Below are 13,137 nucleotides of genomic sequence, written 5' to 3'. Positions count from 1 at the left end.
TTCACCCTCCCCCGCTCGCTGGATTGAATCAGCTCACCTTGTGACCGACGACGACGATGAGGTCCTCGGGGTCCTTGCCGGCGCTCCAGCCGTTCGGAAGCTCGAGGGTCCAGGTGCCGGGCGACTTGCCGAGCGTGGTGCTGGTTGAGGCCGCGTAGTAGAGGTAGTTGTAGCCGGAGCCGTCCGGCAAGGGCAGGTTTTCTGCGTACTTACCGAAGTTGCCGAGAGCGATCGGGTCCTCTCCCGCGCTGAGGACGGCGCCCTGGAAGGTGTCGTTGTCGGGTCCGAGATCCTCGTTGGCGTTCCAGCGGAAGAACACGGCGATGTACTCGATGGTCCGGGTGCCGAGCGGCTTGGGCGGGTGCGGGAAACGCTGCTCGCTGAGATCGAGGCTGATCGACGTACCCTCCGACGACGTGCCCGCGGCCACGAAGCTGCGCCAGGCCTCCGGGAACTCGGCCCGGGCGCTGAAGACATGCACCTGGCCCGTGCCGCGCACGGGCTCGGTGTCGGCCTCGGCACGCTTGAAGTTGTTGAGACCCGTGTTCTCGGCGTTCAGCAGGTCGCCGACGAGCGCGGCGGTGGTCTCGCCGCCCTCTCTTGCGGTGTAGCGGATCGTCAGGATGACGTCGGAGATGGTCTCGTAGTCGAACTGACGCACCACCTTCGGCAGCTCGATGCGCCAGTTGCTATTCTCGAGCGCGCGGCCCTCGAAGGGCAGGTAGCGCTCGTCGCGGAGGTTGGGCTCGAACAGGCCGGTGTCCTCCTGGGTGACGGTGATGGCGACGGTCTGGGCGGCGCCGATGACCTCCTCGACGGGAGCGTCCGCTGCGGCGCGGATCGCACCCGATTCGTAGGTGAGCGTCGCGCCGATGTTGGTGTACGGCCCGGTGACGGCGGGGATCGACAGACCGACGAGCTTGATCCGCCGCAGGTAGTGGGTCGCGTGATCGAGGTTGAAGATGACCGAAGGCAGGTTGAAGTGGCAAGCGCCCGTCTTGCGCAGGGCGATCAGCGCGACCGGGTCGAGGCTGGCGAGGGAGACCCGCTTGGTCAACTCGTACTCGCGGCGATGGTTCTGATAATAGGCGGCCTCCATGCGCCGAAGGTCGTGCTGCAGCCGCTCGCCCGCGAGCAGGCCCTGGCGGCGGTTGTCCCAGTGGCCGAACTGGATGAAGTCGTCGCCGCCGTCGATGGCGAGCTCGTAGCGGTAGCAGCGCTCGGCCCTCCGCGCGAGGTCGATCGCCAGCTGGTAGGCGAGGTGGTAGACCTTGCTGATCTCGGTCGCCATCCACGAGTAGAGCTCGGCGTTGGTGAACTTGGACCGCATGGTCTCGAGCGCCTCGGCCGACTGCTCGGCCTGGACGTCGTGGTTGACGAGCTCGCGGCGGGCCATGGCGAGGCGGATCTCCGCAGCGGTGATCTGGACGTCGATCTGGTCGAGCTCGAGCCGCGCGAGGTCGGCCTGGAAGTTCCATTCCTCCTTGCGGCGGGTGTACGACGCCTGCGTGCCCACCATCGCCGCGGCGCGCTGGATTGTGCCGGCGATCATGTTGAGCGCCAGGCCGGCCTTTCCGAGAGCACCGCTGGCCTGCTTGCCGCCCCACTCCGTGATGACGACCGGGCTGCCGGCCCAGCCGGAGATGCCGATCTGGAACGTGGGGACCGCGGCAGCGGCACCGCCCCCGGCGACGAGCGCCCCGCCGATCAGATCGGTGACGGTCGCGGCAATCGAGAGGCCGAGCTCGGCCTTCTCCAGGCGGTTCATATACTCCCGGCTCGAGTAGTACTGGTGCCGGGCCACGGCAGAATCGCGGCCGCGCCTGAGCGCCTCGATGTTCTCTTCGGCCTCCTTGATCGCCTGCTCCTTCACGTGCCGCACGGCCTTCAGGAGCGTGACCTCGTGCCCGCCGCGCAGGACGGCGAGGTTCTCGGCGTCGCGCTTCTCGAGCGCCTGCAGCAGGGCGCTGCCGAGGCTGCTGACCTGGGCCGCAAAGTCCTTGGCGATGCCGAGGTGCGGCAGGAAGCGGTAGTGAGGCAGCGGCGCGTAGAGGTTGCTGACGGCGGTGCCGATGTCGATGCCCTGGGCCGCCGCCCTGGCCAGCAGGCCGGGGTCGATCGGCGGGTCGAAGAGCGCCAGGTCGCGGCGGATGCCCTCGATGTTCAGGCAGTTGCGCAGCTTGAACAGGCGATCGGCGACGGTGTCCCAATAGCCGAGCAGCTTGTCGTTCGGCGGGATGCAGAAGTAGAGCCGGGTCTCGGTCGGGGTGACGAGGGTCGCCGGGAGCAGCAGGAAGGGCGGCTTCGGGGAGCTCGTCAGCGCCTTGGGAGCGCCCTGGAGGAGCTGGCTGGCTCCGGACGGCCTGACGTACCCGAGCGCGAAATTGGTCGGGTTCTGGGACTGCAGGGCCGCCTGTCCCTTAATGTTGAGCGGGATCATGGCGTCCCGGGCCGTGAAGCCGATGACCTCGTTCTCGAGCTCCACGAGGAAGTTCGAGAAGCCGTCGAGGGCGTCGTAGGCCTCGGCGTAGGTCTTGTCGGGCCGCTCGTCGCCCTCGATCTTGCGCGGGCGCTTGCCGAGGATCTGCAAGGCCAGGATGTAGAGCTGGACGGCCTCCTGCGTGCTCTCCCGCGTGTCCTGGCGGAACAGGTCGTCACCCCAGGCGATGAGGTTGTCGAGGTACTTCATGACGACCGCGCGCATGTACGCTGTCGGCCGCATACGAGCGACTTCGTGGGGCTTGAACGGGTTCTTGCGCCACTGGGAAATTTGACCCGAGAGGTCGGCCTTCTGCTCCTTGAGCTCGGCGTCGTCGCCGGTGTACTGCAGGAGCTCGAGGAGAGCCGCGATCGACATGTCGGAGGACAGCCGGCGGAACGGCTTGATCCGCCAGTAATGCTTGCAGTCGGTGTCCCGGACGAGGGTGGCCTTGCGGATCGGGTTGAAGATGTACCCGAGCCAGCGCTGAGCCTCCGCGAAGCGGCGCTCGCTGATCAGCCGGTCGGCGATGTACATCGGGATGTGGAAGAACAACTCCCAGTTGTAGACGCTGTACGCGCCCCCGAAGCGGAAGTCGATGTCCTCCTGCGGCACGGGCTGCCACACCGCCGTGACGCCGTCGAAGTAGCTCTCGGGCAGCGGACGGCTGGCGCTCTGGTAGCGCAGCGAGGCGTTTTCGTCCTGCGTCGCCACGTTGGGGTCCAGGAGGCCCGCGACGCCGTACCGCCGGACTTCCTGCAGGAACAGGCAACTGTAGGGATGGTAGAAGATCGAGAGGTTGTACTTGGCCGGGGCGCTGCTCACATTGATGCCCATGCCCGAAGTCTGGCTCGCTGCGGGTCCGTCGCCGCCCGAGGCCATGCCCGCGAGGCTGTCACTTGGTGCGTCGGTGTGATCGATCGTGGCGGTGCCGCCATTGAGGTACGACCCGAGATTCTTGTCCAACAGCTCGCTGGGTTCGCTCTCGTCCGGGTCGACGTCGCCGATGTCATGCTGGTCACCGGCGCGCAGGAACAGCATCGTCCTCGGATCGTCGTAGACAATCGGACGGCGGCCGTTGAGGAGCGCGTCTTGACGCGGGAGGAACAGGCGGAAGCCGTTGGTGTGGTAACGGATGATCTTGTCCGAATAGGCCATGCCCGTGTTGGGGCTGCCGGCGACGGGGACCCGGACGAAGCGCTCCGCCCCCGAAGGCGTGTTGTTTTTCCCGTTGTCGGCGACAAAACCCTGCCTCCAGCTCCGGGTCATTTGCGGGACCGGGTAATCGCCATTGAGGCTAGCCGGGCCGTAGGCGGGAAGCGCCGGCGGAGAACCGTACCGGGCGACGTCGAACTGGTCGAGGCAGGCGTCGTAGGTGAAGTAGCCGTCAATTTTGGCCGTATACTTCATTTCCGTGTGGCCAACATAAATCTGCGGGTCGGACCCGACGACCTCCGAGAGGAGGAAGATGTCGGAGTTCGGGTGACGGCCCTCGATCTGGTCGGCAGGGGGGTCGGTTTCATGGACCCGGAGCGACGCCTCGGTCGTGCGCGGGGCGCTCCATTCGCCGTTTTTGAGCTCGGCCCACATGAGCTGGATCTTCCGGTGCTTTTTGGGGGCCTTGGTCGTGTCGTTCTGCTGGGGTGGCGGCGAATCTTCGGCGCGCAGCTCGATCTTGGGCCAGAGCAGCAAGAGTCGCCGGTTGACCACCAACGGCAGCAGGCTGCGCGACTCGACCTGGAAGGGCAGCTCTTCCCAGGCGGTCCAGTAGGCGTCGTCCTCGCGGCGGCGGTAGAAGACCTTGAAGGGGCTGCCGTGGGTGGCGGCGAACACGTGCAGGCGGTCGACGATGACGATGCCGTCGTGCTCGATCTCGTGGTACATGCCGCACACGTCGAGGCGCGCGACCTCGTGTAGGCCCTCGAGGTAATGGATGTAGGCCTTCTCGATCGAGGCGTCGTCGGCCTCGCTCTGGGCGATCTCCTCCTCGAGCTTCTTGAAGAGCGGGGTCTTGTCGGTGCGCAGCTCGGGCTGGACCCAATTCTCGGGGTAGAGGAAGATCTTGCGGTTGGCCTCCCACACCCGGTACCGCTTCATCCACTCCCACTCCTCGGCGTCGAGGTCGGAGAGGTCGATGTCATGGTCGGCTTCGAGGCCCATGAGGGCGCGCTGCATGAACAGCTGGACGGCGCCGGTGGCGAACAGGAGCCGCGTGGTGCGGTTGCAGCAGGCGATGTCGACGTCCATCAGCAGATGGCCGAACAGATCCTCGTGATCGTCGGCGCCTGTCTTGAAGACCAGCAGGTCGACGAGGGCGTCGCGCTGGCGCTCGCGCAGGCGGTCGCGGATCGGCTGGGCCACGCTCGGCCAGGCGGTGACGCCGAACTTGGCCTCGGCGGCGCCTCGGACCGCAGCGGCGGCGGCGGCGTCGAGAACCTGGTCTTTGGCCCAGGTGCGCACCGTGTTGGGGTGGACGCCGAGGCGGTTCGACAGGCGGAAGGCGGCGTCGAAGGCGTCGATTGCGTCGAGGCGCTTGAGCTCGATGCGGGTGACGGTCTCGCCGGCCTCGAAGGCGGCGAGGACATTGCTGTCCCAGCCCGCCGCGGCGGCGAGCTGGCCCAGCGCGAGCGACTTGTCGAACGGATCGGCGTCGAAGAGGTAATCGAGCAGCGGGAGCAGCGTCGCCGGGTCTTGCAGGACCTCGTCGCGCACGCGGACGGCGCGGCGCAGCCAGTCCCAGCCGGCGTAGGCGGCGTAGATCGCGGCGCTCGAGCCCGGGCCCTCGGGCAGCGCGGTGAGGTCGAGCAGGTCGACGTCGGCGTCGTCGAGGTTCGTCAGCAGCCAGCGCAGCAGGCCGGGGCCGAAGCGGAAGTTCGCGGCGACGAGAGCGACCCTGCGCAGGCCGCGGTAGAGCGCGGCGCGGGCGGTCACGTCCGTCTGCCCGAGGAAGGCGGCGGGGAACCACGGCTCCTTGACGTTCGGGGCGTCGCTGTCGGGGTCGAAGGTGTTCGTGAAGAACGCGTCGGCCGTCAGCAGCGTGAGCGCCTTGGTGGTCCCGTGATTGTATGTCCGAAGGAGCAGGTCGACGTCGGCGGTGTCCATCGCCAGCGCAGAGGAGAGCTGCTGTACGACCACGGCCTCGAGCTTCTGCTGGCGGAGCCAGGCGGTGAGCATGGTGTCGAGCAGGGCAGCGCGATTCTCGATGCTGTCGGCGACTCCGAAGGCCTTGCCGAACTCGGTGTGCGCCGGGCTGGGAGCGTCCAGGAAGGGGAAGTACGCGTCGCGCAAATCTTCTGGATCGAACTCCCCCGTGGTCTCCTTGCGGATGAAGGCGAGCGCGGCGGCGACTTCGCCGGCCGGCAGCGGACCGACGAGCAACTTCTCGAGCCGCGCGAGCGGATCCTGCTCTTCCGGCATGCTCTGGAGATGGTCGGCGTGCGCCTGCTGCAAGCCGGTGACGAGGCCGATCAGGACGCGCGTGACGTCGAGGTCGCTGGCGCCGAACTTGTCGCCCTGCTGATTGCGCAGGACCCAATCGAGCTCGGGGACGGTGAAGCCCGAGCGCTTGACGGCGTCGGCGAGGTCGAGGAGGGCGCGCACCGGCGCGTTCGTGGTGCCGGCGAAGGGGCTGCTGTCGACGAGGGTCTGCGAGTAGTGGGTGAGGGTGACGAGGTCGGGGATCGACAGACCCGTGGCGCGCGCGAGCGACGAGACGCGGTAGAGGTGCGAGAGATTGGCGTGGTGGAGGGCGCTGTCGTCGTCGAGGCCGGTGGCTTCGTAGGCGGCGGCCAGGCCGGCGTCGTCGGTTCGCAGGATGGCCAGCAGGTCGCCGCGGTGCGCGCCGAAGGTGGTTGCGCCGGACAGCGTGGCGAAGGCCGCGTGGCGCTGACGCGGCTGGACGACCGTGTCGTAGTAGGTCGGCGAACCCTCGGTGTAGACGCGGCGATCGAGGTTGCCGAACCACGCGTGGACCTCGCCGAGCGGGAGCTGCGGGAAGCGCTGGCGGATGCGCACGAAGCGGGCGATCTTCTCCAGATCGACGGCGACGTCGCCGGCGAACCAGGTGCCCAGAGCGGCGAGGGTCGCGTCGAGGTCGGGCATCGACCAGCCGAGCGCCCGCTGCAGGCGGAGGAATACGAGCAGGCGCTTCAGGTTGTCGGCCGTGAGGCCGTTCGCGTTCGGGTTCGTCGCGTTGACGAACTTCGCGCCCTTGAGCGTGCAGGGCTCGTGGTAATCGATCTCGACCTCGGCGATGACTCGTCCGCGCATCAGCGTGGTGAGGGCGGGCAGATCGAGGCCGGAACGGGCCAGGAACAGCTCGACGTCGTTCAGGGGAGCGACGTAGGAGGCTCCGTTTGCGAAGCCCCACAACTGCGCCATGTCGGGGGGGTTTACGGCGCCGCGGACGAGCTGGCCTTGTCCCGGGGACAGGCCCAGGCGCTCGTCGACGCGGAACACCGCGTCCTCGTCGAGGCCGTCGAACCACTCCAGCGCGTCCTGGATGGCGACGCGCGAGGTGCCGAGGCTCTGATAGTACGCGCGGGCCTCCTCGAGCGGGAGGTCGAAGGGCAGGCTGTGCGGGAAGAAGGCGACGTCGCGGAGGGCGAGCCTGCCGTAGACGTCGTGGTCGACGTGCTCGGGCTGGGCCACCAGCTCGCTCGCGCTCCAGGTCGTTTGCGGCCAGTCGGACGAGTTCTGATAGGAGGGCGGGGGGAGGCCGAGCCAGAAGCGGGAGCGGCGCTCGAGCGTCTCGAGCACGAGGTCGATCGTCGGCAGCGGGGTGTTGGAGTTCTCGCAGTTGAGGAGGATGTGCTCGAGCTCGGGGCGGCGAGTGAGCAGCTCGGCGAGCATCGTCTGCTCGCCGGCCTTGCGCTCGCGGATGAACTGCATGATGTCGACGAAGTACGCCGCCGGGCCGTAGACCGAGTCGCAGTGCTTGCAGGCGCAGTAGTCGAGGTTGCCGAAGATCTCCTCGAGCGCGACGTCGCCGCAGCCGGGCGAGTTGATGACGGCCGTCAGCGGGAAGTGCATCTCCTTGCGGGAGTGCAGGAACCGGTGCAGCGCCGTGCTGGCGACCTGGTCGGCCTTCTCGTAGGTCGCGCGCAGGGTCGACGGGTCCATCGCCGCGCCGAACTTGGACTTGAAGGCGGCGAAGCCCATCCGCTGGATCTGCCCGGCCGAGGTCACGCCCTGCTCGAGCAGCGCCGTCGAGGCGGCGGTCCGGCCGTAACGCGGCGTGATCGCCGAGACTCGCTGCACGCGCAGCAGGTCCTGCTTCAGCGCCGCTTTCTCGCCCTCGTCCGCGGGCAGGCCGCTGGCGGTGTCGAAGAACTCGTGGATGTTCGTGCGCTGGAAGCTGAAGCCGGGGTTGTTGACGACGAACGAGGAGAAGTTGGTTCTGGAGGTGGTGATGCTCGTCTCCGGCACGCGGTAGGCGAGGTGCGCCGAGGGGTAGAGGTCCTCGACCATCTTGGCGATCGCGCCGGCGTAATTGGCGCGCTTGTCGCCCGCGGGGCCGATGATGCCCGGCGGCGTGTCGACCGGTTGGCCGTTGACCGTCTGGCCGAGGAAACCCTCCCAGTCGTCCGCGCTGAACTGCGCCAGCTCGGCCGCGCGCGAGAACTCGTTGGCGTCGCGCTTCTGATGCAGGAGCTGGATGAGCTTCGGGTAGCTGGCGGTGATGGCGCCGGCCTGGAGCGTGAACTGGATGCGATCGACGTGAGTGCCGAGCGAGCCGTGCGAGCGCAGTATGGACCAGAACTGGGCGGCGGTGCCGGTGTGGTCGGCGTACTGCTGGGCGAAGGTGTGCGGCAGGTTGGGTGTGAGCGCGGCGGCGACGAGGATCGCGCCGAGCGTCGTGCCCGATTCATCGGGCGCCGGCGGGACCATGCGATGGACGCGGGCCTTGGCGAGCTCCGTCTTGACGGTGGCGATGCTGCTCGCCAGCGAGGCGGGCACCGCGTTGTCGGCGATGGCGCGCGTGATCGCGTCCTCGATCTGGTCGGCCGTCAAGGCGGTGATGACGTTCGTCGCCAGCGGGATGCCGGCGTGCGAGAACGCAGCCAGCGCGGCCGCCGGAATGCCATAACGGTCGGCGAGCACGTGCGCGCGGACCAGAGTCGCCAGCGCGCCGCTGTCGTGCTGAGTGCGGCACATCAGGAATTTGATGTCGTCGACGTCGAGCTCGTCGAGGGTGGCGTCGTCGAGCAGCGGGCTGATGGTGGCGACGTCGAGGTCGAAGTCGGAGCGGCCGACGTACGGCGCGTTGCCCGGGACCAGGCGGACGGTGAAGTCCTTCGGCGGGTTGCAGAAGTCGCCCGCCGTCGCCGATACGGCGCTCGCCGCGAGCGTCACGCTCAGGTTCGAAGAGCCCGGCGGGCTGCCGGCCGGCGCCCGATAGCGGAGGACGAACCGGCCGTCGCTGCCGGTCGTCGTGCTGGCCAGCGGGGTGGAATGCTGGAGGGTCTTGCGGGAGAGCTGGACCTCCGTCGCCGCCACCGGAGTGCCGTCAGGGTGTACGACGAAGCCCGTGACGCTGAGGAAGTCGGGGTCGGCGACCGGGATCGTGGTGGGATCGGCGCTCAGCGTGACGAATTCGGTCCCGCGCAACGTGGCCCACGAGATGTAGACGGACTGACTGCCGATGATCGTGGCGTTGTAGTCGTAGATCTTGAAGATGACTTCGCGGTGCCGGCGGGCCCCCATGAGCGTCGCGGCGTCGTCGTCGGTGAGGGAAAGCGTGAAAAAGCCGTCGGTCTCGATGCTTGCGAACCAAGGGCTGGAGCTGCTTCGGCCCGGGCTGCCGGGCGGGTCGAGGAATTCGGTACCGACGTCGAAGACCAACTGCAACCGACCAGAAAGGTTCTCTGTCGGCGCAGACGCATCCCAAACCCGACCACGAATCGCATACACCATTACAATTCCTCCGACGGCCGATTCGGCCGCTGATCGCACACCACTTCGTCCGCCGCGCACGGCGGAACCGTGTCCATGATGACGCAAGTCTATAGCATCGCGGTCTCGGCACGGTCCAGGGAAAGTTCATGCGACGGTTTTCGGACGTCGCTCACCAACTGCAGTTGGGTAGGGCGACATCGCGCTGCCCCGTGCATCACGCGCAGGAAATGAGAAGAGGCTTGCGCGGGTATCTGGACATTCGGGCACGGACGGGGCTGCGGGATTCACGGCACTGCCGGAAGGGCCCTTGCAAGGCCCGCGCAGCGAAGAATGCTCGCTCCAGGACCTGCCCCATCCGGGCCCCGCTGAGCGCGGAAACGGGACCCGAAGGCATACAGAACCATTCAAGTGGTCTCGCGTTGACCGGCGATCGCCGCCGTGATAACCTGCCGGTCGAGTCGAGTGCTGCGAATCTCGATCGTTGTTGCGCGCTCCAGGAGCTACAATGCCCACTCAGAATTGTTGTGTCACCCACGACGAGGTGCGCGTCGTGTTTTATGAGTCGAATTCATACCTGAATCAGATCGCGTATACCGTGCCCGCCGGCAAGGTGTTCGTGCTGACGGCGTGGACGATCGTGAACGAAACAGGCCAACGCGTGTCCGTACGCCTGCGGCGGGCCAAGGCGCGCGTGGCGTACAACCGCATTTGGGACCCTCTGCAGGGGCACAACCACCTTACGTTCCCGACTGGCATCGTGTTCGGCCCGGAGCAGGCGATCGAGCTCGAGGCGCCGGTCAACTCGTGCCACCACTTCTTCTACGGGTACGAGCACGACGTCGAGAGCCCCTGAGCGGCGGTCGGCGAAGCCGGGCACCGCCGCCGGCCTGGTGAACAGGGCGCCGGCGGGTGCGAGGCCGTTGCAAAGGACAGGCGGCGAGGGGCCGATGGCGCCTCGCAGCGGGCAGCGTGGCTGCGTGCACAGCTGCCGGGCCGAGCGCTCTCCGTCGAGTGAGCCTGGAGCGCTGTCGCCTCGATACGGGGCGGCTCGCCCACGACCCCCTCGATGGTCGTATCGAATCAATGTCGGTCCATGAGGCATCACGGCCGAGGGGGGGCAAGTCGCTTCGTTGCACGATGCCGCGGCCGGTGTGCTGCGCCGGTGAACTCGTAGCTGATCTTCTGGCACCTGCCGGCCAGGAGCGCGAGCACCTCATTGGGGAAGGTCGACCGTGAGAGCCTCGAGGGCGGGCTTGATCCGGCCGTCGAGGACGGGGTGCCGGTGCTCTGTTTGCGCTGCGCCGACAGGCGGCCGTCCGGGCAGATGCCGAGGCCGAAGTTGTAGACCACGTTTTCACCCTCGGCGCCGAAAGTGCCGACTCGCATGTCGTGGAGCCCCCGCATAATTTCGGTGGTCCACGGTTCGTTCATCGGGTGGAGTTCGGACCAGCCTTCGGCCGAGTCGAAGGGATCGCCGGGCAGCTCGACGGCTGTCGGCGGCTCGTCGAGGGGGTGTTGGCCAGGCGGTCGGGGTCGTCGACCTCGGACGGGTCATCGAGTGGCCTGGCGGGCGGGGCGGCGGGCCCCTCGCCGGGCGGCTCCGGCGGGGCCGCAGGGGCGAGCTGCCCGTTCGCGGTCACCCGGGAGGGGGCCGCATTGTCGGGCGGGCCCGTGGGCGAGACGACGGGCTTGTCGGGGAGCTGCTGGGGGTTTGCTGCGGGCGCAGGCGCACGAGCTCGCCGGGGATGAGGTCGACGGCGCGCTCGAGGGCGACGTCGGCCGCGGACTCGAGGGTCGGCGCGAACATCACCAGGGCGGCGGTGCCGCCGCTCAGCAGGTCGATCGTGGTCGCCGAGGTAGGCCGAGGAGTTGCTCGCCGTCTCGCGGAACTGCCGCCCGAGCGCGACGAATGGAGTGAGCAGCGACGGGACCCTGGAGAATTGCGAATCGACGGGGTCGCGGTCGGCGGGCATGGGCCGCTGGGAGACCCCCAGGAGAGGGCGAAATATTCGCGGGGGGCGGTCGCAAGGGTACGGTGTTTTCCGCGAATAGACACGTCGGGCGGGCGGAGCGCCCGCGCCGGGATTGCGGCCGCCGGTCGAGTGCGCCAGCACGGCGGTGGTCCATTGGCGAATTCAGGCTAAGATCGGTGATGGTCCGATGGCTGTCCTGCGCGCGCATAGTTCCGACGAGCGCCTCATTCTACCTGACCGCTGTTTGGTAGGGCGTTCGAAATCATGTGACCTGGTGCTCGGAGCCCGCGACGTGTCCGGGCGCCACGCGGAGATCCAGTGGGACGGCGACCACTGGGAATTGCACGACCTCGGCAGCCGCAACGGGACCTGCGTCGACGGGGCGCGGCTGGCGGCGGGAGAGCGCCTGGTGCTGCGCCAGGGGGCGGAGATCCGCTTCGGGCGCGAATCGGCGGTCTTCAACCTGGAGGACGCCACGGGCCCGCAGCTGATGGCGCACCAATTGCCGGCAGCCCAATGGCGGGTCGGGGAAGGCGGCTATCTGGCGCTGCCAGACCCACAAGAGCCGGAGTGCTCGATTTATCAGGATCCGCAAGGTTCGTGGATCTGCGAGCGCGGCGGCGAGGTCGCGTCGATCGACGACCGGGCGGTGCTGGCGCTCGGCGACGGGCTCTGGCGGGTGTACCTGCCGAAGTTCTGCGCCGGGACGTGGCAAGAGAGCGACGGCGGGCTGTGCGTGGCCAACCTGCGGCTGTGCTTCGCGTTCAGCCGCGACGAGGAGCGGGTCGAGCTGGTGGCGTGCTGCGGCGACCGCCGCCTCGACCTGCAGCGCCGGGCGCATCACTACGTGCTGCTGCTGCTGGCGCGCCGACGCCTCGCCGACGAGCGGGCCGGGCTGCCGGCTGCGGAGCAAGGCTGGCTGACGGCCGACGAGCTGCTCAAAATGCTGCGCATGGACGACAACCACCTGAACATCTGCATCCACCGCGCGCGCACGCAGCTCGGCCGGCTCGGGGTCGCCGACGCGGCGTCGCTGGTCGAACGCCGCCCGGGGACCCGACAAATCCGCCTCGGCGTGGCGCGCATCGAGCTGCGGGCGCTCGATTGATTCCGGGGTGGTGAGGGCGCGCGAAAGTGGCGAGGGGCATCACCCGGTGCTGGCGAAGGCAGGTCCGTCTACGCTGCGGACGAAGATCGGCCTGGTGATCGCTCCACTTCGCCGCGGATTCGGGCCACGAACGAGTCGTCGCCGGGCTGCGCGGTATCGCCGTTGGCTCGGTCGGAGAGAACAGGATGCGCGGATTGTTTGCGAGGAGCTGGCGTTGCGTGTCGCTCCACTTCGCGGCGGATTCGGACCACGACAGTGTCGTCGGCGAGCTGCGCGAGGGTGTCCGTTGCGAGCCTGCGCTGCGGGCGATCTTGCGGACCCGCGCCGAGCCTCGTGGATGTTTCTTCGAGACCGAAGTGGTGCAGCGCGCGGGTCGCTGTCCTGGAGCGCGCGGACGGGGAGAGAGGAGAGCCGTTCGGTGTCGTCGATGTCGCGGCCGTACGGGCGAGGTGCGTGCGATCGATCTCGCCGCGCAGCTCGAAGAACTGCGGCAGCTCGGAGCGCCGGAGCTGCACGTACGTCCCGGCCCGAAGCGCGGACCTGGGCGGAGCGAGCTGCTTTTTCAAGACATCCGGTCGGGCGGGGATCTGGGCGATCGGTCGCTATCCGCTGTCGGGGAGGCACCCGCCGACACACCGCCCGTCCGGCTGTGGCGACTGGCGCTGGTCGTCACCGAGGTC

The 13,137-nt window shown here is 68.2% G+C and carries 4 protein-coding genes; 2 read left to right on the top strand and 2 right to left on the bottom strand.

What is annotated here, in order from left to right:
* Positions 1-28: 28 nt before the first annotated feature.
* On the bottom strand, positions 29-9,328 hold the full coding sequence (locus tag NAEX_RS15470; RefSeq protein ID WP_170135745.1) for a Tc toxin subunit A-related protein: 9,300 nt from the start codon (positions 9,326-9,328) through the stop codon (positions 29-31).
* 553 nt (positions 9,329-9,881) lie between these two features.
* On the opposite strand from NAEX_RS15470, the gene NAEX_RS15465 reads away from it, so the two are divergent.
* Positions 9,882-10,229, top strand: coding sequence for a hypothetical protein (locus NAEX_RS15465; protein ID WP_096328263.1), 348 nt, complete (start codon positions 9,882-9,884; stop codon positions 10,227-10,229).
* A 248-nt stretch (positions 10,230-10,477) separates the two neighbouring features.
* On the opposite strand, the gene NAEX_RS47875 is transcribed toward NAEX_RS15465, so the two are convergent.
* Positions 10,478-10,807, bottom strand: coding sequence for a hypothetical protein (locus NAEX_RS47875; protein WP_100793534.1), 330 nt, complete (start codon positions 10,805-10,807; stop codon positions 10,478-10,480).
* A 729-nt stretch (positions 10,808-11,536) separates the two neighbouring features.
* On the opposite strand from NAEX_RS47875, the gene NAEX_RS15460 reads away from it, so the two are divergent.
* Positions 11,537-12,457 carry an FHA domain-containing protein gene (locus tag NAEX_RS15460; protein WP_096328262.1) on the top strand — a complete coding sequence of 307 codons (921 nt, stop codon included), beginning with the start codon at positions 11,537-11,539 and terminating at the stop codon, positions 12,455-12,457.
* Positions 12,458-13,137 lie beyond the last annotated feature (680 nt).

Source organism: Nannocystis exedens (genome assembly GCF_002343915.1).
GTDB lineage: Bacteria > Myxococcota_A > Polyangia > Nannocystales > Nannocystaceae > Nannocystis > Nannocystis exedens.
Note: the sequence above shows the minus strand (reverse complement) of the source record. Positions and strands in the feature narration are given on the sequence as shown.

Excerpts from the sequence above, each read along its gene's own strand:
- NAEX_RS47875 (WP_100793534.1), bottom strand. The coding sequence starts at position 10,807 with ATGAACGAACCGTGGACCACCGAAATTATGCGGGGGCTCCACGACATG.
- NAEX_RS15465 (WP_096328263.1), top strand. The coding sequence starts at position 9,882 with ATGCCCACTCAGAATTGTTGTGTCACCCACGACGAGGTGCGCGTCGTG.
- NAEX_RS15460 (WP_096328262.1), top strand. The coding sequence starts at position 11,537 with ATGGCTGTCCTGCGCGCGCATAGTTCCGACGAGCGCCTCATTCTACCT.